Here is a 25,186-nt window from a genome sequence, read left to right as displayed (position 1 = left end):
CGACACTAGATCAGGAAGGTCAGATTGTGGTGGCTGCGGTGGCCGTCGACGAGGCAGACGATCTTGCGGTCGATCTTGAGTCGACCGTCCTCACGAACGAACACATGCCCCATCCACCCGGGGATCACCTGCAGGGCGTGCCCGTCGCGCATCTCGTGCACCACGAACTGCGAGCGGATCTTCACCTCATCCGGATTATCGGTCGGTACCCGGACGAAGCCGGTGTTCACATGCGTCGTGTACGACGGCGGCAACTGCGAGTACGCAACCCCCGTCCGCAGCCACACGATCCGATCCCCCATGCGCCGCCGATCGTCGAACGCGATCGTCACACGCGTGCTCGGATCGCCGACGTCCGGATCGGGCATATCCCGCGCGGCCGGGATCCAATAGAGGCACTCGCGTGAATACAGTTGGTACCACTGCTCGAATGCGCGACGATCCAGCAGCCAGCTCTCGTGCAGGACGAGTGCCTCGTAGGCGTCGCGCTCCTCAGTGGTCAAAGGGGTGCCGACCGCACCCCACTCGACGAGGTCGTTCCGCAGTTTTGCATAGTAGGCGTCGTCGATGTAGGTCGAGTGCAGGCTGTCGGCGAGGATGGTGTCGAGCGCGAACTGCACCACCGGGTCATCGGCGTTGCGGTGCACGGAGGCGCCGGTGTAGGCGTCGGTATCGGTCATCGTGCCACCAACTTCGTCTCGGAGATCATGCGTGTGCGCCACTCCCGCCAGAACGCGCGGATGGGTAGCTCATCGGTGACCGGTCCGGTCAGATGTCCGCGCGCATCGAGGCTTTCGCGTCCGGTGTGCAGATGTCGGTGCGTCACCACCCACTCCATTTCCTCGACCCCGAGGCCGGCCTGACACTCTTCGAAGTTGGCAAGATCGTCGGGTTCGCCGAATGCCGGGAAGTCCTCCTGCAGTCGCACACGCAGCGCGTTGACCTCCGTCGGTAGATCGGGTGCGTGCAGACTCGTCGAATACCAGACCAGGTCGGTCTCGTCGACCGCGATCGGTTCGATGACCTGGATCTGGTTGCCGATGATCAGCAGGTTCGGGAAGATGTTGAGGTTCATCCCGGAGCCGACGACCACGTCGAGCGCCGCCTTGGCCTGCGCGTCGTCGAGCCGCGCTCGGATGAGCTGTTCGTAGGCGTCCTGACCGGGCATCGGAGCGGCCGACTCCCAATAGCTGTCGATCTCGGCGCGTTGATCGAGGAAGGTGTTGCCGTTGTCGAGGTCGGTGACGGTCTGCAGTCCCGAATCGACATCGCCGAGCGCCCACTGCATGTCGACACCGACGCCGTAGCGCTCCTTGCGCATCCGCAGCAACGAAGCATGCGAGAAGCCGGGGTGATAGCCGTCGGCCGAATTGTCGTAGACGAGTTTCCAATTCCCCTTGCAGTTGAGCCGTGTCTGCCCATGTCGCACCACCAACTCGGCGCCGGACCAGCGGTCCAGCCACTGATCGATGTAGTCGGTCACATCACCGAGATGCTCACCCAAATCGGCGATCTCGTGGTTCAAGGTGCCGAAGATGAAGCCGCGGTAGGACTCCACCCGCAGCCGCCCCAAACCGAGTTCCGCAGCATTGAAATCGGAACCGTAACCCTTGCGCATCGGGACACCGGTGAGTCTGCCGGTGTTGTCGAATGTCCAGTTGTGATACGGACACATGAAGCTGCGGGCGTTTCCGCTGTCCACCCGGCAGACCGTCGCGCCGCGATGGGTGCACCGGTTGATCAGGCCGTGGAGGGTGCCGTCACGGCCACGGGTGACGATGACCGGTCGCAGGCCCAGCTTCCGCCGAACGAAATCGTTCGGTTCGGGGATCTCGCTCTCGTGCGCGAGGTAGGTCCACGTCCCGCCGTACACCTTGGTCATCTCGGTGGCGAAGACGGCCGGATCGGTGTAAAGACTGCGGTGCACCCGTCGCTCGGTCACGAGTTCGTCGAGTCGATGGATGGTGGCATCGGTTGTTGTGTGGCTCAACGTAACTCCTCTATCTGGCGGCGGCGCCTCAGTACTTGGTGAAGTACTCACGGTGCTCCCATTCGGTGACGACGTCGGGGTTGTGCTCCCAGTCCGGTTCCGCCTCCAGGAAGCGGCCGATCTCCGAGGCCTTCAACCCGAGCAGCCAGTCGACGAAGATGTTGCCGAAGGTCTGCCGGAAGAACTCGCTGCGCTTGAGCTCGTCGACCGCCTCCATCAACGTCACCGGCAGTTTCGGGCGATCGGTGGCGCTGTACGGGTCGGCCTCCACCGGACCGGGATCGAGCTCTCGCCGGATGCCGTCGAGGCCGGCCGCGATCTGACATCCCAGATAGAGATACGGATTCGCGGTCGGCTCGCCGATCCGGTTCTCGATGTGCGACGTCGGATCACCGGGACCACCCTGCACGCGACACATCGCCGCGCGGTTGTCGTGGCCCCACGTGGCGCGGTCGGGTGCCAACGAATAGGGCCGACGACGGTGATAGCCGTTGATGCTGGGAGTGGTGAACACCGAAGCAGCCGAAGCATGTTCGAGTAGTCCGCCGACGAAGTGCCGACCCAGCGGGGACAGCAGATCATCGGATCCGGCCGCGGCCGGGAAGAGATTGATGCCGTCGCGATCGGACACGCTCTGGTGCAGATGCCAGCCGCTGGCGCAGAAGCCGGGCAGACCGGGCCGGGTCATGAAGGTGGCGTGCAGTCCCATTCGCGCGCTGACCTGTTTGATCATCGACCGGAACAGCGTCATGGTGTCGGCGGCCTCGAGTGCGCCGAGCACGTCGAAGGTGAACTCGAGCTGACCGGGCCCGAGTTCGTCTTCCATGGTGCGCAATGGCATGCCCAGCTTGTCGGCGTAGTCGGCGACCACGGTGAGGAAGTCGTCGATGGCATCCATCTGGACCTCCGACTGATACGCGTAGCCCTTGCCGATCGTCTCCACGACCGGCGGGGCCGGGGGCATGCCGAGCGCGCCGCTGTCGGCGGGTGCGAGTTTCGGGTCCACCACCCGCGTCAGGTAGAACTCGACCTCCAGGCCCGCGACATAGTGCAGGCCCTCGCTCTCGAGGTCGGCGACGACCTGCTTGAGCTTGTGGCGGGCATCGAAGGGCACCGGTGTGCCGTCGTTGAAATACATGTCGCCGAGAACCCACCCGGTTCCCGGCGCCCACGGGAGTTCCCGGAAGGTCAGCGGGTCGGGCACCAGGACCAGGTCGGGGAATCCTTCCATCTCGGCCATGTCCAGGCTGCCGCCCGTGGTGAACGGGTTGAACGCGATGTTCTCGCCCGAGTCGAAATTGTATTGCGCAGAGCTGAAGTCGAGTCCATTGGTGAGGGTGGACAGGAAGGTCTTGGGCAAGGTGGTCTTGCCGCGGAGCTTGCCCTGCGGGTCTGCCACACTCACTCGTACCGTGGTGAACTCGCCGGCACGGACCCGCTCGGCGATGGCGTCGGCGGCCGCTTGTTGTTGCGGCGTCCAGAGGTTGTGACGGGCGATGAATCCGAGGGTGGCCTGGTCGTGCATGCGTTCTCCTGCGGGCGTGGGGCTTGAGGTGCGGCGTCCAGCCAACGTTATGTGCGTTACGCCAGTAGTGCTCGACGTAATGCGTTAAACGTTTGTAACGCCGCAGCCGACGAATTTGCGGACAGGACCACTTAGACTCCCCAGATATGACGGGGCTGACGCGATGACGGAGGGGCCGCCCAGCGAGGGCACGGTCGCGCAACGAATCCGACAGGTGCGGCACACGTTGGCGCCGGGGGAGATGCGGGTGGTGGCGGCGCTGACCGATTCGTATCCGACGGCGGGGCTGGTTCCCATCGCACAGCTCGCCGCCGAAGCCGACGTCAGTGCCCCCACTGCCCTGCGTTTGGTCGGCAAGCTCGGGTTCTCCGGCTACGGCGCGTTTCAGGAGGCGTTGCGCGAGGAGGTGCAGACGCGGCTGTTCTCGCCGGTCGCCGTCTACCCGGACGCCGACGAGTCGGTGGCCGAGGAGTCGGCGCTGAGCTCTGCGGCGACGCTGTACACGGACGGTCTGCGCTCGACCATCGGCAGTCTGGTGGTGTCGGAGCTGCAGGAGGCGGTCTCCGCGGTGGCCGATCCCGCCAATTCGGTGATGTGCGTGGGCGGTCGGTTCAGTTCGGTGCTGGCCACGCAGCTGGCGCGGTACCTGCATATGCTGCGTACCGATGTCGTCGAGGTCCCGCCGAACTCCGGCGACCAGATGGCCGCGCAGATCGACGTCGGCACACAGACGGTGGTCATCCTCTTCGACTATCGCCGTTACCAGCACGCCACCATCGACTGGGGAATGGCTGCAGCCGACCGGGGTGCTCAGCTGATCCTGGTGACCGACCGGTACCTCTCACCGCTGGCCTCGTTGGCCACCTGGGTGTTCCCGACCAGTCACGCCGGTCCGGGGCCGTTCGATTCCATGACGCACGGCTTCATGCTGGTGGAACTCCTGGTGTCGCTGGTGGCCAAGGAACTCGGCGGGCCCGCTCGCGATCGGCTGGCCGGATTCGAGGAGCTGCAACTCGCCGCGGAGGAACCACGGCGGCAAGGTCCCGGGAACCGCCGGCGCGGCTGATGCGTCCAACTGACCGACGACATGTTTCGTCGCTCATGTTCTCGCTCGGCCCGGTAAGGAGCCCCCGATGCCACTCTCGTCCCCCGATTCCCGTGTTGCGGCTTCCCTTGTTGCGGCGCCTGCGGAGATCGTCGCCGCCGCGCGCACCTCGCGTGCCGAGGCGATACGTGTGGCGGCCATCGAACTGGTTGTCCGACAGCAGGGTTCGGCGCCACCCCCGCAGGGTCGGACGATGCGTGCCCTGCTCGACGCCGACGACGTGATCCGCGGTGCGGCGGATTCGCTGCGCGGGCGTCTGGAAGAGATGAGTACCGTGCTCACCGACTTCGTGACCGGAATCCGCGACGCCGACGACGCGTCCGCCCGGGAGCTGCGGTCGCGGCGCTGATGCGGCCGACCATCTCCGAACTGCGAGAGTGGCGACCCGACGCCGTCACCGCGGCCGGCGCCGCAGCGCATGCGGCGTCCGACATCGTCGATCGCGCGACGCGCCAGGTCATCCGGGCCGTCGACGCGACCCACTGGACCGGCACCACCGCCGTCTGGGCGCACCACTACGCCGACGACACCGGCGTCCGGGCCGCCCGGCTGCGGCGGCTACTCGTCCAGGTCGCCGACGAGGCCGAGAATGCCGGCGCCGATCTGGCGCACGCACGCGAGATCGTGCTCGCCGAGGTCGATGCCGCTATCGCCGACGGGTATGCCGTCACCGACGACGGGCACGTGACCGGCCGCGCGGGCCCCGACGAGCGTTCGAGAACTGCCGAAGTGCGAATCCGACAGGGGCTCAGCGTCATCGATGCTGTCGACGAGCAACGAGGCGCGCGGATCGACCAACTGGTGGCGGCGATGTCGGCCGGTGGGGGAGGCGCCGGTGTGACCCTGCCCGACGGCAGCAGCGCCGACGCCGGCCGGGTGGTGACCGCGCTGACCCGGATGACACCGTCGACGCGGCGGGCATTCCTGTCGCAGCTCACCGAGGGGGATCGCAGACAGATCGCAGTGGCCGATCCCCACGTCGTCGGCAATCTCGACGGCGTGGACTTCGAATTGCGCACCGCCGCGAACGATCTCGCGATCCGTGCGGCGCTGGACGCCGAACGCCGCGCCGGCCGCGGCGACGACCGCCGGGCACGCCGTCTCGCCGAACTCCTGCGCCCGCGCGCCGACGGCACCCGGCGCCGGTTCATCGCCTTCGACAACACCGCGCAGGGGCACGTCATCGAGATGGTCGGTGTGCTGGATGCGGAGACCCGCAACGCGGCAGTGTTGGTGCCCGGTACCGGCGCCGGCCTCGACACCATCGATCAGAGTGTCGCGGCGGCCACCGAACTCGCCCGCGCGACCGACGGTCCCGTGTTCGTGTACCTCGACGGCGACCTGCCGCAGACGATGGGATACGAAGGTCTCGACGACGCCGTCGGAGCCGGCGCGATGCTCGGTTCGCTTGCGGGTCCGCTCGGGCAGGCTCTGGGTACCGCCGGGGCAGCGGCGGCCTCCCTCGACGACTCGGCGGCCGCCCCCCGGTTCGCGCGGGAGATGGCACCCGGACTCGTCGGCTTCGCCGCGGAGCTTGACGCCGAGATCGCCGCACACGCGCCCGGCGCGGCGCTGACCGTCATCGGCCACTCCTACGGCGGGTCGGTGGTCGGTTCCGCCGAACAACTCGGGCTGCGCGCCGACCGGGTCGTCTACGCGTCGTCGGCGGGCACCGGCGTGTTCGACGGCCCGTGGCGCAATCCGAACCCCGACGTCGAGCGCTATTCGCTGACCGCCCCCGGCGACCCGATCCAGTACGTGCAGGCGCTGCCGGGAAATCCGCACGGCGACGATCCCGACACCGCACCCGGTGTGCTCCGGCTCGACACCGGCTTCTACGCACCCGGCGCCGACGGTTCGCGGACGCCGGTGGCCGGGGTCGACGGCCACAGCGACTATTGGCGCGACCCCGGCTCCGATGCGTTCGGCAACATCGTGCGGGTCATCGTCGGTGAGCAGCCCAGCGGCTATGTCGAACGGACGCCCGACTTCCCGCTGCGTATCCCCTGGCCGTGATGCCGCCACCCGCCTCGGTCACCTGTCAACAATTCTTGACACCAGGCGACTGTCAACATAACCTGACAACATGCGCGACGAACAGGACCAGGCCGAGATGGCCGATCGCGATACCTCCGGACTAGCCGGAGACGCCGCGAGCGACGACCCGGCGCGGGGTCTGGCCGCCGTCCGCGCGCTGCGCACCCTGGCCGACCGGCTCGAGGACGTGCAGGTGGCCAATGCCCGCGCCCACGGCTGGAGCTGGCAGGCGATCGCAGAGGTCCTGCAGATCAGCCGCCAGGCCGTGCATCAGAAACATGCACACCGCGAGGTCCGCGACAGCGGGCCGGAAGGAGACACCAATGTTTGAGCGATTCACCCGCGACGACAGAATGCTCATGGCTTTCGCCATGCAAGAGGCCGGCGACCTCGGTCACCGGCAGCTCGGGAACGACCACCTCATCCTGGGCATGCTCTGTAATGCCCGCAGTCCGCTGTTCACCCTGCTCGCCGAGCAGGGACTCACCCTGCCGACGGCACGCGAGGCGGTGCGGACCTATCACACCGAACACGACGACGAGTCCGAGGCGACCGCCACGGATTCCGAGGAGGAATCGGCCCGACAACGCTACGACGAGGACCGTGCGGCGCTGCGCAGCATCGGGATCGACCTCGACAAGGTCCGCGAGGCGGTCCGCGGACGGTTCGGTGAGGACCTGTCCGAGGGCTGGGCTCGACGCCCCGAACGCGGGCCCGGCGGTCGACGCGGTCGCGGTCGCGGACGTGGCCCCGGTCATCGGCACGGCCACGGCCATGGCCCCCACCACGGACGTGGCCCCGACGGTTGCGGCCCCGAGGGCTGGGGACGGGAAGCCTGGGGGCGCGAGGGCTTCGGCCCCGGTGGCGGCCCGTTCGGACCGGGCGGCCCCGGCGGACCCTTCGGCCCCGGTGGACCGTTTGCCGAGGACGGGCCCTGGGAGCCCGGGCGAGGCCGCCGTGGTCCGCGCGGCCGGGGCAGTCGACCGCGGTTCGCCGCGTCGGCCCGGTCGACCATGGCCAAGGGCGTGGAGATCGCGCGAGAGCGTGGCGACCGCCGGCTGCGGCCCGAGTACCTGCTGCTGGCCATCATCGACATCGCCGACGACGCGTCGCGAGCGGTGATCGAGTCGGCCACCACCCCCGACGACCTGAAGGCCGCCGTCTGGGCGAGCCTGCCCGACGTCGAGGCCGAGGTCTGACCGGGCGCCGAACACTCCCGGCGAGTGAGGCCAACGTGTCGCCCACCGGCACGTTGGCCTCACTCCGCTGCAGAGTTGAGCGCATACCCACACTCGAACTAATGTTCGAGTGTGGGTATGCAGTGGATCGGCGGCGACAGCGGCCAGCCACGACGGCCGGTGTTCTTCCCGGTCGGCCACAAGGCGGTGCTCATCGACCTCAACGCGCTGTACCCGCAGACCCCGCACCACTCCGGCGAGTACTTCCCCGACGGCCTGCAGATCCGGTCGGTCCACCTCGGTGTGCTCACCGCGTGGGCGCGGTCGGAATGGGGTGAGTGGTACGGCAAGGTGACCTACACGATCACCGCGCGCGACCGCCAGGAGAAGGTCACGCACTGGGTTCCGGGCTGGGCGTTGCGCCCCGCCGACCCCCGGCCGGCGGCACAGTCATGAATCGTCACATTTTCGTTTCAATCCCGAACTACTTCTCATTAGTCGTATTTTCTGAATTCCCCTCGGGAAAGCGTCGATGTCGTCCGAAGGAATGAACGGAAATACCGCCCTTCGTCCGCCACTGTCGGACCGGTAAGAGATGATGTCGGCATGACCGAACGGCCCGGCGGGGCGTGGCGCATCGGAGTGGTGGACGATCACGAGCAGATCGTCCGCGGGTTGCGCGCCACCCTCGACGAACAACCCGACATGGAGCTGGTCGCGGGCGCCGGGACGGTGAGCGCGCTACTGGCCACCACCACCGACATCGATCTGGTGCTGCTGGACCTGCGTCTGGGCGACGGGACATCGTCGATCGCCAACATCGAGACATTGCGCGCGGCAGGGGTTCCGGCGCTCGTGTACACCTCGGGCGACGAGATGTACATGGTGCGTCAGGCGGCGAGCGCCGGAGTGATGGGTGTGGTTCGCAAGAATGCGCGGGAGGGGGAATTGCTCGACGCCATGCGGTGCGCATTGTCGGGCGACACGGTGCCCGGTATCGATTGGGCGGCGGCGATCGATTCCGATCCCGGTTTCGTGGACCTCTCGCCGCAATTGCGCCGCGTTCTCGAGTTGTATGCGGCCGGCGAATCGTCGGCGCGGGTCGCCAGAGAAATGAACATCTCCACCGAGACCGTCACCGACTACGTCAACCGCATCCGCGGGCGCTACAACACCGCCGGGCGGCCCGCGCCCACCAAGACCGATCTCTACAAGCGTGCGATCGAGGATGGATGGCTGCCGATACCGCGGCGCTTCCGGAGGTGACCGACGCGCGCGATGAACGCGACGAGTACGCGGGCCGGCGCATCCTGCGGCTGCTGTCGGGGTTCGTCGCCGTCGGCTACCTCGCCTACGCCCTGATGACCGCGTCCATGGTGGTCGAGACCGCCGCGGACATGCAGCCGTGGTGGACGGTGCTCGCGCTCATCCTCACCTTCGGCACCGGACTGGCCATGGCGCCGGCGGGCTGGTGGGGTGATGTCCGGCGGATCCGGCTCGTCGCCGGCGTGGCGGCCTGCGGATACGCCGTGTCGGTCGGGCTGTGGTGGTTCGCGTGGTCGGGGCAGGAGCTCGACCTGGTCGGCGGGCTCTGGCTGTCGCAGTTCCCCGGCCTCGCCGCCATCGCCGCGGCGCTGGCGTTCCGGCCGGTCATCGCGTTCGGCTACCTGTTCGTCGTCAACTCCACGGTCATCGCGCTGAGCCACCTGCTGCGGCCGGCGACGCTCAACGGGCCGCTGTTCGTCGACATCGCATGGGGCTGCTCCTATTCGCTGATCTTCGTATCCGCCGCGGTGATGGCCATCCGCACCGCCGGCATCCTCGATCAGACGAGGTCGGAGGCGTTTCGCGCCACCGCCGCGGCCGCCGCCGCCGACGCGCGATCGACCGAGCGCAGCCGGTTCGATGCCCTCACCCACGACAACGTGATGTCCACCTTGCTGACGGCCTCGCGCCGGGGCGGATCGCCCGAACTCGCCGAGGACGCGCGTGCGGCGCTGGCCGCCGTCGATCGCGCCGCGGCCGGTGACGGACCCGAGACGGTCGGCGGCCACGACGCGATCAGCCAGATACGGGCGGCGGTGGGACTGGTCGACCCCACCCTGACCGTGCGCGTGCACGTCGATGACCCACTGCCCGCCTATCCCGGCGAGGTGGTGTCGGCGATCGCCTCGGCCAGCGCCGAGGCCGTTCGTAACAGCCGACGACATGCCGGCGCGGAGGCCACGACGACGGTGACCGCATCGGCGTCGCCATCGTCGCTGCGGGTGGATATCCGCGATGACGGGCGCGGCTTCGACCCGACCCACGTGCCGGCATCGCGGCTGGGCATCGCGGTCAGTGTGCTGGGCCGCATCCGCCGCATCGAGGGCGGAGCGGCCACCGTCGAGTCGCGCCCCGGCGGCGGCACCCGGGTGGTCGTGGAGTGGTCGGCATGAGCGCGCTGCGACCGAGTTCGGCGACCGACCAGGACGTGCGTGACCTGCTCGGCATGCGACAGCCCGGTGCGTGGCTGGTCGCCGCGGCATTCCTGGCGGCCACTTGGTCGACGATCGGGTACATCCTCATCAGAGACCCGGCGGAGTGGCCGACGATCCTGGCGGGCGTCATCCTCACCGCGGCGGTGGTGGCCATCCTGCAGGTCCCCGGCGATCCGCTGCCGCGGGGGACCACGATCGCGCTCGCAGCGGCCGGACCGGTCGCCTGCGCGTGCGCATTGTGGGCCACGGCGGGTCCGGGCGTCCCGTGGACCTCATCGTTGATGGTGATGTGGGCACACAGCGGGATCACCGCGGTCTACTGCTTCATGTGCGTGCGCGGACGCCTCGTCGCCCCGTGGCTCGGATTCCTCGCAGCCTCCGCCGTGTACGCGTTCTGGGCCGAGTCCCTCGGACAATCTCCGGTCGAGGCATTGCGGATGGTCGCCATCAACCTGGCGCCACTGATCATGGGCACGCTCTTCTCCTTGACGCTGCGCCCGACCGCACGGGCGGTGTTCGCTCTGCGGTCCCAGACCATCACCCAGGTCGCGCGGTTGTCCGCCGACACGGCCGCCGACGAGGAACGCGCCCATCAGGTCGCCTTCCTCGACAGCCTCGCGCGGCCGATGCTCGAACGCATCGCGTCCGGGGCACCGCTGACCGATGACGAACGCATCCAGTGCGCATTGCTCGAGGCGCATCTGCGCGACCGGCTGCGCGCGCCGCTGATGACGGCACTCGACCTCGAGGAGCCGGCCTACCGCGCCCGGGCCCACGGCGTGGAGGTGGTGTTCATCGACGACTCCGGCGCCCGCCCCGACGGCGAGGGCACCGATCCGATCGACTCGCGGGTGGCCTCGGCGGTGCGTGATCTCGCCGGCTCGGTGCTCGCCGCCGCGCGCACCGGACAGGTGTTCGTGCGGGTCGCGCCGCCACACGGTTCCATCGCAGCCTCCGTGCTGCATCGCCGCCCCGACGGCAGCAGCGTGCGCTCGGAGATCGACAAGACCGGCGGCATCCGTTCGTACAACTAACTGTCACCCCAGTCCTGGGGGCACCGAAACATGCGTCTGGCCGAATGTGTCGGCATAACCTAGTTTGATGTATGGCAGCCATGCGCGTGTGAGGAACCAATGATGACGAACGCAATTGTCCGGGAACACTATTCATCCCCTGTGCTGAGCGACCGCGAGGTCGACGTACTGGTCCGATGGGTCGCCGACCGCCCCATGCGCGAGATCGCCCGAGACCTGTTCATCACCGACGCGACGGTCCGGACACATCTGGTGCGCATCCGCGGCAAATATCGTGCCGCCGGGCGTCCGGCCACCACCAAGATCGCGCTACTCGTCCGTGCGATTGAGGACGGTTACACCACGATCAACGAGATCGCGGCCAGTGTCGGCCGGGCCAACGCGCCGGCTGCCCAGCCGTGCGATGGCGCCGTCCGGCGCCCGGGGCGACTCGCCGGCTGAGCCCCACCGGCATCATCTGATCGAACGAACCGGGGTCGCGCGGTTCGCACATTTCGGTAACACCCGTGTTGGCTCAGATCTCCGGATTCTGCGGCCCGCACGGCTGTGACCTGGGGCGCTACAGTGCCCGGTGGACACCAACCCGGTCCGGGCCGCCCGGAGCCGAGCGCAAGATCCGACATCGACAACCCCACGGCAGCGGTCATTTCCGCCCGGCAGCCCAACGCGGATACCGACCGGTGGTGTGCTGCAACGGAATTTACAACCAGACCTCGCCGCGGCCACGCCGGCGAGCGGAATACCGCCGACCCGGTCGATACGGCTGACCCAGATGACACGTCAGCGCGCCGGCACGACACCATCGGCGATGGCGCAGCGCTCCGGCGTCATCTGGGACAGCCGCCGCCACCCCGTCGACCCACTCTCACCGACTTGGGCAGAGGTTTCACGGGGTTGGACACCAACGTGAGCCAACTCGGGTCGCCGGCTGAGCCTACCGACGTCATCCGACCGAACGAACCAGGGTTGCGCGGTTCGCTCATTTCGGTAACAGAACCGCCCCGAGATCAGGTCGGGGCAGATCTGGGCCCCGGGTTGTTGCCACCATGAGGCACCGATCCCGAACTCCCGATCGAGGCCCCGATGACGACCTCTCGTGCCGACACCGACGCGGCCGACGGCCGGCGCCCCACCCTGCGCATCGCGCTCGCCATGCGCGGCGGGGTCAGCATGGCCGTGTGGATTGGGGGCGCGGTCGCCGAATTCGACGTGTTGCGGCGCGCGCTGCTCGACACCGACGCCGACCCGGTGTGTCCCGACGACCGATGCCCCGCCGACGCCCGAGCGGCCTGCCCGCGCCGCATCGCGCGGAATCGCCGTGCCGAGGTCTACCGGCGGATGGTGCGCGAGGCCGGCTACGACCACGTCGAATTCGACATCCTCGCCGGTGCCAGCGCCGGCGGCCTGAATGCCATCCTCTTCGCGCTCGCCCAGTCCTACGGCGTGGCCACCGACGACATCGTCCTGCGGATGTGGAAGGACCGCGGCGGGCTGTGGGATCTGCTGCGCCGGCCGGGCGTCGCACGGGTGTCGTCGATCCTGCGCGGCGACGACCAGTTCCTCACGATCGCCGCCGACACCCTGGCCGAGATCGCCGAGGCCGCCACCCACGCCGACCGGACCGAACAGACCGCGGTGGAGCGGCTGACGGTGGAACTCGCCGCGACCGTCCTGCCGGACCCTCAGGAACCCGGCCTCAGCAACCAGGCCGGATTCACCTTCATGCGGCGGCCCGGTGGTCTGCGCACCCGATTCTCGACCATCCCGGGCATCAGCGACGAGACGCTGGCCGACTCGGCGGTTCAACGCGCCCGCAGCCTCGGCCGGATGGCGTTGGCCGCGCGCGCCACCTCGTCGTTCCCGGGGGCCTTCGAGCCGGCGTCGGTGCACTCGGTCACCGGGGCGTCCGCCGACGGGGTGCGCCGCACCAATGCCGGCGACGAACGCGGCGTCGGACGGATTCGGCTGACCATCCGGACGATCACCGGTTGGTTCCGGCTCGAACCGATCGACTGGCAGCGCTGGGTCGAGCGCAACCGGGTGTGGAACATGGCGCCGGTCTTCCCGTACGCGCGATCCGCGCGATCGGCCGGCGGCTGCGAGCGGCTCGGCCGTGATTGCGACCGGTTCGACGTCGTCGACGGCGGGGTGTTCGACAACATCCCGATCGGCCGGGCATTGCGGGCCATCCAGCGCGCCACCGCCACCGAGGAATCACACCGACACCTGCTCTACCTGGACCCGCAGCCGCCCGCCGCCACATATCCGACGATGCTGCCCGACGATGTCCGCTTCGACCCCACCACCGACGGTGGCGTGCCGACCGACCGGCAGAGCATGCTGCGGCGGCTGCGCGACGCCGACACCGGCGTCGACTGGGTGCAGGTCATCCGGGCGTCGATGGCATTGCGCACCCGCACCGAGACCGCCGACGACGAGATCGTCGCCGTCCAGGAGTACAACGAGCGATGTGCGTCGATCGCACACCGGCTGACGTCGTTGGCCGGTGTCCTCGACGCCGACCGACCGGCAGATATCGCCTCCTGGCTGCCCGGCTACCTCGAGGCCCGGATCGGACGCGACATCCCGGCCGTCGCCGACCTGCTCCGCAATCCGCGCGAGCACTTCTGTGTGCCGCCGTTCGGTGGCGTCGACCTCCCCGACAAGCGACCCGATCCGACGGTGGTCGCCGCGGAGATCACCGCGCTGTATGTCGGTTTCGGCGATGACACCGGCAGTGACGCCGCCCGCGAAACCTTCATCAGCGGTGATGTCGACGGCCTCGCCGACACCGCGGTGCTGCTGGTCGCCTGGGTCCAGGCACTCGGGCACGCGGCCTCTGCGGACCTGGTGCGCAGCAAGGACGTGCTCTATCGGTGTCTGGCCATGCTGCTGTACGTGCGCCACGAGACCATGTATCGGGAACTGCTGTTCTCCGGCGGCGATGACACTGGCGGTGACGACGGCGACCGCACGGTGCCGATCCGCGATCGCCTCCGGGCCGCGCTGAACGGGCAGAGCGACTGGCGGATCGCCGCCGAACTCGTGGCCGCGATCGCCCCGGTCTCGTCCGACGAGGCGGTGGCCGACGCCGACTTCTATCGGCTGCTGGTCGAGATGGGTGCACGACGAGCCGACGGCGAATCGCCGCTGCTCCCGACGATCCGGACCGTTCTGGACAACGAACTCCGATGCATCCGCGCGGCCACCCACGCTCTGCCCGACCGTGCCGGGCTCGGCATCTATGGTGCCCTCGCCGACGTCGCCGACCCCAGCGCGTTCCACCTCGTGCGGCTGTGTCTGCCCGCCGGGATTCCGACCACCGCCATGGGAGTGAACTTCGCCGCGATCACCGGCGACAACCCGGCAACCGAGGTGGGCGGGCTCGACCTGACACCGCTGCGCGAGGCGGCGGTGCAGAAACAGACCCAGCAGTGGGTGCGCAAGAAGATCGACCCGGCGCAGATCAACCCGACGATCATCACCGACGCGGTGGAGCACACCAACCAACTCGCCCGCGCCGACATGAAACTCGCCGGCACCGAGCTGCACCGCTTCGGCGGGTTCCTGTCCCGGCGCTGGCGCGAGAACGACTGGTACTGGGGTCGACTGGACGCCGCCACCGGCATCCTCGGCCTGCTCACAAAGATGGGCGCGCCCGAGCCGCCGGACGCCGACGACCCGCGCCGGCTGATCCTCGCCGAGGGCGACGAACTGTGCCGCGCGGGCACCGACGCGACCACGGAGCCACTGAAACAACGACTGGCCACCGTCGGTGGGGAGTCGCTGGCGGACCTCACCCCGTTGTACCGCTTCGCCCTGGTCTCCCGGATCCTCCCGCTGGCCGTTCGCGGACTGCAGCCGTCCTCCCGGTCGGGCGGACTGGTGACCCGAGCCGTGCGGATGGCCGCGCTCATCATGGCCCGGCCGGTGGCGGTGATCGCGTGTCTGTTCGCCGACACCCTGCGGCTCCTCGGCGCCCTCGCCGTCTCGTGCACCGCGGCCGCACTGCTGGGTGCCGCCATGACCGACACCGCGGGACAGCGCATGTTCCTATCGGTGATCGTCGCCATCGGTGTGGTGTCATTCGTGCTCGGTCGGGGAGTCCGCAAGCGCTGGCGGGTCGTCGTCCACCACTTCGACGCCGGTCGCACCAAGCGATTGGACGACGAGACCCGGAAGAAGCGTTTCGGCGTGTGGCCGGAGGTCATCGCCGCCTCCCGACGACGGGCCGCGATTCGCTACTGGGCGAACATCGTGGTGGGCGTGGTGTTCGTGGCCGGCGCGGGCTGGCTGATCGTGTGGCCACAGTGGTGGCTGGAAGTCGGCTCGGAACTGATGGTGCTGGTGGTGGTCGCGTGCGGTCTGTTGATGTGGTGGCTGTACCGGCGATCGTTGACCGCCCGGCCGTTGCCCCGACCATCCGGCGGCAGGGTCGCGGCGCTCGTGGCCACCGGCGTCCTGTATGTCATCGCCGCGACGGCGGCCACGCTGCTGGCCTGGTATCCGTGCACGGACACACCCGAGCTCGATCGCTGCGTGCGGCCCCTCGACGTTATCGACGCACTCCCGAAGTGGGGGTGGGTGACGTCATTCTTGGATTGGGGCGTCGCGCAGGTCGGCCACTCCGGTCAACTTCTGACCGCGACCACGGTGACCGTGGTGGTGTCCGCGACGGTGCTCGCGTTGATCAGCGTGTGGGGGTGGACCCCCTGGTACTTCATGGTCGGTGAGGCCGTGGTGATCGCGGCGCTCGCACTGGTCGGCCTGCTGATCGTCGCGGCGTTCGACGGGCTGGACAACCCGGTGACCGATCTGCTGCCGGTGGCCATCTGGTTGATCGGGATGGGAGTGATGCATCAGCTGACCAAACCCATCCATGCCGGGTTGCTGGCGGCCTCGGGCCGCGACATCTTCCGGGAACGGTGGCGGCTGGTGTCGCAGATGCGCGGGCGGTGGGCCGACGCTGAGGCGCCTGAACGCTGAGGCGCCTGAACGCTGAGACGTCTGAGTGCGGTGAGTCGAGAAGAAGTGAGCACCGCGTGCGGCAGGGAGTTCAGGCCGGCGCACGCGGTGCTCGGTGTTCTCATCATCCGGCTCACCGGTTGTGGAAGGGGGGGATCCACACCCTGGTGAATTCCGGATCAAGCCCCGACAAGAACATTCACGATGCTAACAAACTGGTGGGTATGGTGCCTGCTGCGGGGCACGAGGTGACGCATGACACTAGGTGTCGCAGCCCAGCGCCGTCGCCTTCATCAGCCCGCCGTACTGGTACGCGTAGGTGTAGGCCCAGTCCCGCCACGACTGTGCGTAGCTGCGCGGCACACTGCGCATGACGACCTCGCGGTCCGAGCACTGGCCGAAGATGTAGCGCGCCCGCACGAGGTGATAGCGCCAACTCACCACGATCACCGACCGCCACCCGCGCGCGGTGGCCATGTGCTGCACGAACATCGCCTCGCCACGCGTGGTGGACGGGTGCGGCTCGAAGCAGATCACCTCGATCGAGTCCGTCCCGGCATCGCAGACCCGGTTCATCAGGTCCTGCTCGGAGCGTTTGTACGGCCGGTAGGGATCGGAGATCAGCACGGTGTCGGCGTAGCCGTCGGCCGCCAGTTCGAGTCCGTAGTCCTCCCGCCCGTCGTGCTCGCCGCCGAGCACCACGATCGCATCGGCCGGGCGCAGCGGATCCTGATGGTCGCGGGTGAACAGCTGATAGCCCAGCACGCCGACGGCCAGGGCGAGGGTGAGCACCAGGCAGACGGCCGCGGCGAGCAGCGTCTGCCGGCGCCGTCGGCGGCGGTTGGGTCCGCGCACCAGGACAGTGGTTGCGCGCATGGGCCAAGGGTATTGGCGGGGCCGGCGACACGCCGACCCGGGACGGCTACCCGATGACCAATCCCACAGCCGTCAGGACCGCCCACACCAGCATCGCCTGCCCGGTGATCCCCAGCGACGGGATGAGCCGCGGGCCCATCGCGCCACGGCGCACCGGCACCGACGCCGCCCAGATCAGCGGCGCGGCGAGCAGACCGAGCAGCGCCCACGGGGTGGCCGCGATCAACGCGACACTGATCACCATCGGTACCGTCAGCAGCGCGGCGAACAGGACACGAGTCCGCTTGTCGCCGAGCCGAACCGCGAGCGTGATCTTGCCCGACTCGGTGTCGCCGGGGATGTCGCGGAGGTTGTTGACCACCAGCACCGCCGACGACAGGGACCCGACCGCGACGGCACACAACACACCCACCCAGTCGATCGCGTCGCTCACCACGAACTGGGTGCCGAGCACGGCGACGAGGCCGAAGAAGACGAACACGGCGACCTCGCCGAGGCCGATGTAGCCGTACGGCTTCTTGCCGCCGGTGTAGAACCAGGCGCCGGCGATGCAGATCGCGCCGACCACCACCAGCCACCACGCGGTGGTGACCGCGAGCACCAGCCCGCACAGCGCGCCGACGGCGAAACACCCGAACGCCGCGCGCTTGACCGCCGCAGGGGCCGCCGCGCCCGAACCCACCAGCCGCATCGGGCCGACGCGGTCGTCGTCGGTGCCGCGCACCCCGTCGGAATAGTCGTTGGCGAAATTCACGCCGACGATGAGCGCCATCGCGACGATCAGCGCCAGCGCCGCCTTCCACCACACCACGTCGCCGAGGTCGCCGACCGCGCCGACGCCCACCACGACCGGTGCGATCGCGTTGGGCAGTGTGCGTGGACGGGCGCCCTGGATCCACTCCTTCGGGGTTGCCATCCTGCCGATCTTTCCACGAGCGCGCGCAGCGGTTGTCGTCAGTTCCCGCCGAGCGAGGCGGCGAGCATCTCGTCCCGCTCGACCACCTTGATGCGTTCGCGGCCGGCCGCACTGCCCAGCGCGCGCTCGTGTTCGTCGAGTCGATACCAGCCGTCCCACGTGGTGAACGCGACGTTCTTCGCCGTCAGCAGCTTCGTGACCGCCTCCACACCCGGATTCTGCGGCGTCGGCAACGCGCCGTCGGCCAGATCGCGCAGTAGACAGTCGACGGTCTCGTTGGCATCACCCTTGGTGTGACCGATGAGTCCGATCGGGCCGCGCTTGATCCAGCCGGTGGCGTACAGCCCGGCGAGGTGGCGGCCCTCGTCGAACACGCGGCCGGCCTCGTTGGGGATGACGCCGGCCGCGGCGTCGAACGGAACCTCCGGCAGGTCGTCGGACAGGTAGCCCACCGCCCGGTACACCGCACCGACCGGCCACTCGGTGATCTCCCCGGTGGGTCGGACGTTGCCGGTGCCGTCGAGACGCGTCCGTTCGGTGCGCAGCCCCACCACCTGGCCGTCGGCGCCGACGATTTCCACCGGGTTCTCGAAGAAGTGCAGGAACAATTTGTGTTTCGCACCGGTATCGCTGTCGCGCAGTGCGTAGTTCTCGATGATGGTGGCGACCTGGTCGGTGATCTTGCTGCTGCGCCGCGCCACCGCCGATCCTTCGTCGTAGTCGATGTCCTCCGGGCTCACCACCACCTCGATGTTCGGCGAATGAGCGAGTTCTTTGAGTTCCAGCGGCGTGAACTTGGCCTGCGCCGGGCCGCGCCGGCCGAAGACGTGCACCTCGCGCGCTCTGTTGGCGCGCAGACCGTCGTAGACGTTGCCGGGGATCTCCGTGGGCAGCAGTTCATCCGCGGTCTTGGCCAGCACCCGGGCCACATCGAGCGCGACGTTTCCCACCCCGATCACCGCAACCTTCTCGGCGGTCAGCGGCCACGTCCGCGGGACGTCGGGATGCCCGTCGTACCACGCGACGAACTGTGCCGCCCCGAAACTCCCCTCGAGTTCGGCACCGGGAACCGGCAGTTCGCGGTCGTCGGTGGCGCCGGTGGAGAAGATGACCGCGTCATAGCACCAACGCAGTTCCTCCAGCGTGATATCGGTGCCGTACTCCACATTCCCGAGAAATCGGACCTGCGGCTTGTCGAGCACCTTGTGCAATGCGGTCACGATCCCCTTGATGCGGGGATGGTCGGGCGCGACGCCGTACCGGATCAGCCCGAACGGCGCCGGTAGTCGTTCGAACAGGTCGATGCTCACCCCCTGCTCGCCGGCGGTGTCGGACTTCATCAGGGCGTCCGCCGCATAGATCCCGGCGGGGCCGGCTCCGATGATGGCGACACGCAGCGGTCGTTCGGTGGTCTTCAGGGCAGCCGTCATCGCGGCATCTCTCCATTTCACGGGCTCAGACGGGGCGTCAGCCGTCCATCGATTTCAGTGCCGAGGTCAAGGTGTCGTGCAGGTGGGCGACCGCGATCTCCACGGCCGCGTCCACATCCCGACGCCGGGCGATCTCGACCATGCTGAGGTGGTCGCGTTGGGCACGTTCGCGGCGAGTGGACTCCGATCCGATCGCGAGGCCCACATAGAGCGTCGACAGGTCGGTGAGATTTCCCAGGATCGTTCGCGTCCTGGGCAATTCGGAGGTCGTGTCCATCAGCCAGTGGAAGCGACGGTTGGCCTCCACCCACTCCTCGGCCGGCAACTCCATGGTCATCGACCGGGCCAGGAACTCGGCCTCATCGAGTTCCTCGTCGGACAGCATCATCACCGCGGCCGCCACACTCGACGGGATCAGCGTCTTGCGGAGCTCATAGACCTCGATCAGTTCGGCTCGACAGGTCTGATGGATGGTGGCGCCGCGGTAGGCGTCGAAGTCCACCAGACCCTCGGCCTCGAGTTCGCGAAGGGCCTCGCGCACCGGCGTCACACTCACACCGAGGCGTGCCGCGATGTCGGACTGCACGATCCGGGAGCCGGCCGGGAGTTCACCGCTCACAATGGCCTTGCGCAACCGGTCGGCGACGTTGCGGTTGACCGTCGCCGACTTCGGCTGCGGCGCCCGCCGCGTGCGGGGCGGCAGCGCGCTCACGCCGCACCGCCGGCGTGAGCGGGCCCCGTGCCCGGCCGCTGATGCCCGAGAAGGTGCAGGTTCATGGTGTTGTCCCCGATGTCGCAGGACGTCTCTGACGTCACAGAACAATTCCCTGCCCAGGAGTGGTCATCGCCACAACTGCGCCGGACAATCGTAGCCCAACATAAGGGTTGCGACGGCCCTCGCCGGTCTCGGTGCCCACCTCTCGCGAGGTCGTCGGGTCGACGATGATCGTCGACTCCTCGACCAGATCGGCGGTGCCGAAGATCTCCGCCGGTGCGGTGGTGAGCTTCGGCCACAGCGAGTTCAACGCGAGGCTCTCGGCCTTGACCAGCGTCATCAGTACCGACAGCAGATACCGCTGACTCGACAGTCCGGGGCCCGTCGCACCGTGCACCGGTGCGTTGTCGTCGGTCGCGATCATGTCGATGTGGGAGTCGAGTACCTCGAGCAGCGACGTGCGGGCGTCCTCGCCGGGGACCGGCGGGAGCACGTGCAGTCCCTCGGCGTGGCCCTCGGCCAGCGACAACAGATAGTGCGGTGAGGTCTGGATCGTCGCCGCCGGCGTCGTGCGCATCAGCTCGGCCGTGGCCCGGGACCGGGCGTGCCGGTGGTGCAGTGGACCGCCGCGCAGATCGGCCACCCACGCCAGGTCGTCGTCGTCCCACGAGTAGACCACCGCGGTCAGCCCGGCCTCCCAGACCGCTTCGATGTTGCGCATGAAGTTCGGGTCCGGCGAGTACAGCTTGCACACCCTCGCCCAGTTCTTCTGTAATGCCTCGGCGTTGTCGCCCAGCCAGGCGGCGAAACCGTCGGTGTCCTCCGGTTCCACCGACAGGGTCGGGATGTAGCGGGGCAGCCGCGTCGATGCGCAGTACTCGCCGACCTCGGCGACATCGAAGTACCGCAACTCCTGCCATTGCAGCGCCGTGTTGACGTGGGTCACGCCGCCGAGGCGGGGACTGTGCGACTCCTGGTGGCGCAGACCCTGACTCAGCAGCGGGATGTGGGCGTCACCGTCGTAGATGCCCGGCAGTGCCCAGAAGTTGGAGCCGTCGATGCGCGACGGACCGGCCGCGGCGGGCGACGAGACGGGTACGGTGATGTCGGCATGACCGCCGGTCAGTGGGTGATAGACGTTGGTGAAGACGACTTCTCGGGTGTTCACGGGGCAACGTTCTCCATCGGTGCGAACTGCGCGTTGGTCAGGTCGACGTCGGTGAGCTGGGCGACGGCCGCGTCGTAGATCTCGGTTCCCATCATGGCGTCGAGATCCGGGTCATTTTCCACCACACCGGTTTCGGTGAGCACGTCGGCGGTCTGCTGATACAGGTCGCGGTCCATGGTGCCGATCGGGACGTCGGTGGACCAGACCGAGGTGTTGACCTCGTTCATCTGCCACCGCATGAACTCGGGATCGATGGAGGCACCGGCATCGGCCACGAATTGCACGCACTCGTCGGGATTGTCCCGGCAGTAGACCTGCCCGCGGATGGTCGCCGCGGTGAATGCCGCGGCCTCATCGGGATTCGCGGCCACGTACTCGCCGTTGCCGAACAGCTGCAGCCCCACCGTGGCGGTGTCGTCGTCGGCGTAGTCGTAGATGGTGAGGTCTTCCGGTGCGACGCCGGCCTGCAGGATCTGGCCGACCTCGTTGTAGCTGTAGGCCGAGGCCATGTCGATCTCACCGTTGAGGAACTGCGACATGTCGAAGCCCTGCTCCACCAGCGTCACGTCGGTGTTCTGATCGATGCCGTGCTTGGCCAGCGAGGCGTACAGGGAGTTGGCCGACGACCACACGCCGATGCGTTGGCCCTCCCACGTCTCCGGGCCCTCGAGACCGTCCTCGGCCATCGACACCAGGCGCAGCGATGTCTCCTGCTCCAACTGGGCCAGCGTCACCAGATCGGTACCCACATCGTTGGACAGGAAGACGTTGCTGCCGTTGTCGATTCCGTATTGGGCGCTGCCGGCGCCGACGAGCTGCTCGGCGTTGACCTCGGGGCCGCCCGGCCGGATGGTGACATCGATGCCGGCGTCGGAGTAGTAGCCCAGCGCGTCGGCCGCGTAGACAGACGCGAACTCCGGTTGGATGACCCACCCCAGGACGACTTCGACCGATCCGTCGGAGGCGGTGTCGGAATCGCTTCCGCAGGCGGTGAGACCGAGTGCGGAGATTGCCGCGACAGCAGCTGCGGCGAGCTTGGCTCGGCCCGATCGGGACGCGCGGGAGCCGGGGGACAACAGTGACATGATGAATTCCTTGATCGGTTGAGATGTCGAAGATCGGTTGAGGTTTCGAATGGACTACTGCGACAGAGAGGTAGGGGATGCTGCGCTCAGGACGAGCGCGACGGATGCCAGCGCAGCACCCGGCGGTCGACCACCGCGATGACGAGATAGAGGACCAGCGCGAAGGCGAACGCGACGAGTGCGGCGCCCCAGGTGTCGGCGACGCGGGACTGCACCGCCGACGACTTGATGAACGTGCCCAGCGTGTTGAGTTCGCCGCCGAAGAACTCGGCCACGATGGCGATGGAGAAGGCGGTCGGCATGGCCACCCGCAGTGCACTCATGCACGCCGGCAACATCGACGGCAGATAGAGACCCCGCACCGTCTGCAGCGGCGAGACCGCCATTGACCGGAACGCCTCCACCAGACCGCGGTCGGTGTCGCGCAGGCCGCGCAACAGAAAGCTGAGCACGATCGGGTAGACGGCCACCGAGACCACGAAGATGCGCGAGGCCGGTGTCAGCCCGAAGAACACATTCGCGATCGGCACCAGCGCCACCATCGGCAACGCCAGCAGGGCGGCGGCCACCACCTCGGCGCCGCGACCCAGCGCACGTACCCGGAAGGCGAGCACCGCGGAGGCCGCACCGACCAGGCCGCCGACCAGCAGCCCGGCCATCGCCTCATACAGCGTGTGCAGCCCGAGCCCGAGGAAGAACGTCGGGCGTTCGGCGAAGGCCTCCCACACCGCCACCGGCGTGGGCAGCACGAACGGCTTGATCCCGGCGGCCTCCACCCAGATCTGCCAGGCGATCAGGAGTGCGACGACGACGGCGATCGGTCCCAGCACGGTGCTCACCCGGCGGGCGCCGCGGCCGGATCGCCCCGACCGCCCCGCCGGCCCACGCAGGACGGGTGCGGCGGCGGTCATGTGCTCGCCCCGGACGGACCGGCGGCCAGCGCCAGCAGCCGTCGCACCTCGGTGGTGATCTGGAAGAACCGTTCGGATTCGGCCAGATGCGGTCCGCGCTCACGCGGCAGATCCACCGGGAGATGGCTGACGATCCGGCCCGGATTGCGACCCATCACCACGATGTCGGTGGACAGCGCCACCGCCTCGGCGATGCTGTGGGTGACGAACACGATCGTCTTGCCGGTGGTGGCCCACAGATCGTGCAATTCGTAGTTGAGCCGTTCGCGCAGGATCTCGTCGAGCGCACCGAACGGCTCGTCCATCAGCACGATGCCCGGATCGGTCACCAGCGCCCGGGCGATGGCCGCGCGTTGGGCCATGCCGCCGGACAGCGTGCGGGGATGGGCATCGCCGTAACCGTCCAGGCCGACCTTCGCCAGTTCGGCGTCGGCGAGGGCGGCGCGGCGGCTCGCACTCACTCCCATCGCCTCCAGCGGGAGTTCGACGTTGCGGCGCACCGACCGCCACGGCACCAGATTCGGGCTCTGGAACACCATGGACATCGCATGGTCGCGCCGGCACTCATCCGGCGTGCGGGCGCCGATGCGGACGCTTCCACCCGACACCGGTTCGAGGTCGGCGATCATGCGCAGCAGCGTCGACTTGCCGCAGCCGGACGGGCCGATCAGCGAGACGAACGATCCGGCCTCCACGACATGATCGATCGAGTCCAGGATCAGGGTGTCGCCGTAGTACTTGGTGACCGCGTCCAGCGAGATCGCGTTCGGCACAGCGATGTCGGTGGTGGCGCGTGCACCCGACGCCGACACGTCGACGGTCGGTTCGAAGGTGGGGAAGGGGCTCATCGGACGTTCCTTGTCTCGGGCGGCGTGCGGAGGGCGAGTCGGGCGGCGATCGACGCGAGCGCCGACAACACGAACACCAGCAGCACCCCGCCGGCCATCGCGACCAGCGCCGAGCACCACAGTGCTTCCGGGTCGGTCAGGTAGTAGGAGGCGGCGGTCAGCATCGTCGCGGCGATGCCATCCGATGTCCCGCTGGGCAATTCGGCGACGATGGAGCCGGTGACCGCGAGTGCGGTGGCGGTCCGGACTGTCGCCACGGCGGCCAACGTCACCTGCGGCAGTTCGAGGCTCAGAAACGTGCGTCCTCGCGAGAAACCCAAGCTCTCGAACAGCTTTCGCTGATCGATCGGGATGTCGGTGATCGATCGGGCCACCGCCACGTACACGGGGAAGAACGCGAGCATCGCGGCGATCACCGCGCGGGCGAACCAGCCCTCGCCCAACAGGATCACCAGCGCGGGCACGATCGCCACCAGCGGCAGTGTCTGACTCGCCACCAGCACCGGGGTGAGGGTCCGCGACGTGAACTGGGACTTCGCGGTGATGATCCCCAGCAGCGCCCCGACGAGCAGACCCAGCAGGACGCCGACCAGCGACTGCTGCAATGTCACGCCCACACTCTCGGCCAGCGCCATCCAGCGGACCTGACCGGACGGCGTCTCCGCGCCGAATGCGGCCGCGATGGACCAGCTGTGCGGCATGGTGATGTCGGAGACCCCGAAGGCCCACTTCGCGCCCTCGAAGAGGGCCACCACCACGACCAGCGACGCCATCACCCATGCCAGGCTGCGCACCATCGCGGGCAGCGCGCCCGCACGACCGGCACTCGCCCCGGTCGGCCGCCCCGCCGGGGCCGAGACCGTTTGTCGTGTTGTCACTCTTGACAATTCACCGACAGACATAGCGGTGACCTCCCTGGTCGG

Annotated in this window: 23 protein-coding genes; 11 read left to right on the top strand and 12 right to left on the bottom strand. The window is 68.5% G+C overall.

Features of this window, described 5'->3' with window-relative positions; all coding sequences use genetic code 11:
• Window positions 1-5: 5 nt before the first annotated feature.
• The 3 genes from NWF22_RS05500 to NWF22_RS05490 are packed head-to-tail and all read right to left on the bottom strand — an operon-like array spanning window position 6 to window position 3,515.
• Window positions 6-680: an aromatic-ring-hydroxylating dioxygenase subunit beta gene (locus NWF22_RS05500; protein ID WP_160900260.1), complete on the bottom strand. Its 675-nt coding sequence runs from the start codon at window positions 678-680 to the stop codon at window positions 6-8.
• Window positions 677-1,990, bottom strand: coding sequence for an aromatic ring-hydroxylating oxygenase subunit alpha (locus tag NWF22_RS05495; RefSeq protein ID WP_160900262.1), 1,314 nt, complete (start codon window positions 1,988-1,990; stop codon window positions 677-679). The genes NWF22_RS05500 and NWF22_RS05495 overlap by 4 nt, the downstream gene beginning before the upstream one ends.
• Window positions 1,991-2,018: 28 nt before the next feature.
• Window positions 2,019-3,515: a glutamine synthetase family protein gene (locus NWF22_RS05490; protein ID WP_160900263.1), complete on the bottom strand. Its 1,497-nt coding sequence runs from the start codon at window positions 3,513-3,515 to the stop codon at window positions 2,019-2,021.
• Window positions 3,516-3,678: 163 nt separating this feature from the next.
• Between NWF22_RS05490 and NWF22_RS05485 the strand changes: the two genes are divergently transcribed.
• From NWF22_RS05485 to NWF22_RS05435, 11 genes are all read left to right on the top strand, one after another.
• On the top strand, window positions 3,679-4,581 hold the full coding sequence (locus tag NWF22_RS05485; protein WP_160900265.1) for a MurR/RpiR family transcriptional regulator: 903 nt from the start codon (window positions 3,679-3,681) through the stop codon (window positions 4,579-4,581).
• Between the two features lie 67 nt (window positions 4,582-4,648).
• On the top strand, window positions 4,649-4,969 hold the full coding sequence (locus tag NWF22_RS05480) for a hypothetical protein (protein ID WP_160900266.1): 321 nt from the start codon (window positions 4,649-4,651) through the stop codon (window positions 4,967-4,969).
• A complete protein-coding gene (locus tag NWF22_RS05475) occupies window positions 4,969-6,636 on the top strand; it encodes an alpha/beta hydrolase (RefSeq protein WP_233750848.1) in 1,668 nt (555 codons plus the stop codon). Before NWF22_RS05480 ends, NWF22_RS05475 begins: the two co-directional genes overlap by 1 nt.
• Before the next feature lie 70 nt (window positions 6,637-6,706).
• The gene (locus NWF22_RS05470; RefSeq protein ID WP_160900268.1) at window positions 6,707-6,988 is read left to right on the top strand and encodes a helix-turn-helix domain-containing protein; all 282 of its coding nucleotides are present in this window, start codon (window positions 6,707-6,709) and stop codon (window positions 6,986-6,988) included.
• Complete coding sequence (locus tag NWF22_RS05465) at window positions 6,981-7,856, top strand: Clp protease N-terminal domain-containing protein (protein WP_160900269.1); 876 nt, start codon at window positions 6,981-6,983, stop codon at window positions 7,854-7,856. Before NWF22_RS05470 ends, NWF22_RS05465 begins: the two co-directional genes overlap by 8 nt.
• Window positions 7,857-7,973: 117 nt before the next feature.
• Complete coding sequence (locus NWF22_RS05460; protein ID WP_160901351.1) at window positions 7,974-8,291, top strand: hypothetical protein; 318 nt, start codon at window positions 7,974-7,976, stop codon at window positions 8,289-8,291.
• A gap of 150 nt (window positions 8,292-8,441) precedes the next feature.
• Window positions 8,442-9,101, top strand: coding sequence for a response regulator transcription factor (locus NWF22_RS05455; protein ID WP_160900271.1), 660 nt, complete (start codon window positions 8,442-8,444; stop codon window positions 9,099-9,101).
• Entirely contained in the window at window positions 9,068-10,273 is a 1,206-nt protein-coding gene (locus NWF22_RS05450) for a sensor histidine kinase (RefSeq protein WP_160900272.1), read from the top strand. Before NWF22_RS05455 ends, NWF22_RS05450 begins: the two co-directional genes overlap by 34 nt.
• The gene (locus NWF22_RS05445; protein WP_160900274.1) at window positions 10,270-11,349 is read left to right on the top strand and encodes a DUF8320 family protein; all 1,080 of its coding nucleotides are present in this window, start codon (window positions 10,270-10,272) and stop codon (window positions 11,347-11,349) included. Before NWF22_RS05450 ends, NWF22_RS05445 begins: the two co-directional genes overlap by 4 nt.
• Window positions 11,350-11,490: 141 nt before the next feature.
• Window positions 11,491-11,790 (top strand): LuxR C-terminal-related transcriptional regulator, encoded by a 300-nt coding sequence (locus NWF22_RS05440; RefSeq protein ID WP_258321327.1) that lies wholly within the window; start codon window positions 11,491-11,493, stop codon window positions 11,788-11,790.
• 642 nt (window positions 11,791-12,432) lie between these two features.
• Window positions 12,433-16,335: a DUF3376 domain-containing protein gene (locus NWF22_RS05435; RefSeq protein ID WP_160900277.1), complete on the top strand. Its 3,903-nt coding sequence runs from the start codon at window positions 12,433-12,435 to the stop codon at window positions 16,333-16,335.
• Window positions 16,336-16,575: 240 nt separating this feature from the next.
• Here NWF22_RS05435 and NWF22_RS05430 read toward each other — a convergent pair whose 3' ends face one another.
• The 9 genes from NWF22_RS05430 to NWF22_RS05390 all read right to left on the bottom strand — a co-directional run bounded on the left by NWF22_RS05430 (window position 16,576) and on the right by NWF22_RS05390 (window position 25,141).
• Window positions 16,576-17,190, bottom strand: coding sequence for a YdcF family protein (locus NWF22_RS05430; RefSeq protein WP_160900278.1), 615 nt, complete (start codon window positions 17,188-17,190; stop codon window positions 16,576-16,578).
• A 46-nt stretch (window positions 17,191-17,236) separates the two neighbouring features.
• Complete coding sequence (locus tag NWF22_RS05425; RefSeq protein WP_160900280.1) at window positions 17,237-18,106, bottom strand: 1,4-dihydroxy-2-naphthoate polyprenyltransferase; 870 nt, start codon at window positions 18,104-18,106, stop codon at window positions 17,237-17,239.
• 38 nt (window positions 18,107-18,144) lie between these two features.
• Window positions 18,145-19,536 carry an FAD-dependent oxidoreductase gene (locus tag NWF22_RS05420; RefSeq protein WP_160900281.1) on the bottom strand — a complete coding sequence of 464 codons (1,392 nt, stop codon included), beginning with the start codon at window positions 19,534-19,536 and terminating at the stop codon, window positions 18,145-18,147.
• 37 nt (window positions 19,537-19,573) lie between these two features.
• Window positions 19,574-20,248, bottom strand: a complete 675-nt coding sequence (locus NWF22_RS05415) for a GntR family transcriptional regulator (protein WP_160900283.1) — start codon at window positions 20,246-20,248, stop codon at window positions 19,574-19,576.
• A gap of 100 nt (window positions 20,249-20,348) precedes the next feature.
• On the bottom strand, window positions 20,349-21,419 hold the full coding sequence (locus NWF22_RS05410) for an amidohydrolase family protein (RefSeq protein WP_160900285.1): 1,071 nt from the start codon (window positions 21,417-21,419) through the stop codon (window positions 20,349-20,351).
• On the bottom strand, window positions 21,416-22,504 hold the full coding sequence (locus NWF22_RS05405; RefSeq protein ID WP_160900287.1) for an ABC transporter substrate-binding protein: 1,089 nt from the start codon (window positions 22,502-22,504) through the stop codon (window positions 21,416-21,418). Before NWF22_RS05405 ends, NWF22_RS05410 begins: the two co-directional genes overlap by 4 nt.
• A gap of 86 nt (window positions 22,505-22,590) precedes the next feature.
• A complete protein-coding gene (locus NWF22_RS05400) occupies window positions 22,591-23,415 on the bottom strand; it encodes an ABC transporter permease (RefSeq protein ID WP_160900289.1) in 825 nt (274 codons plus the stop codon).
• Window positions 23,412-24,263 (bottom strand): ABC transporter ATP-binding protein, encoded by an 852-nt coding sequence (locus NWF22_RS05395; RefSeq protein ID WP_160900291.1) that lies wholly within the window; start codon window positions 24,261-24,263, stop codon window positions 23,412-23,414. Before NWF22_RS05395 ends, NWF22_RS05400 begins: the two co-directional genes overlap by 4 nt.
• Window positions 24,260-25,141, bottom strand: a complete 882-nt coding sequence (locus tag NWF22_RS05390; protein WP_160900292.1) for an ABC transporter permease — start codon at window positions 25,139-25,141, stop codon at window positions 24,260-24,262. The genes NWF22_RS05395 and NWF22_RS05390 overlap by 4 nt, the downstream gene beginning before the upstream one ends.
• Between the last annotated feature and the right edge of the window lie 45 nt (window positions 25,142-25,186).

It is taken from the genome of Gordonia mangrovi, from assembly GCF_024734075.1.
Taxonomy (GTDB): Bacteria; Actinomycetota; Actinomycetes; order Mycobacteriales; family Mycobacteriaceae; genus Gordonia; species Gordonia mangrovi.
This window is presented reverse-complemented; position numbering and strand designations above follow the sequence as displayed.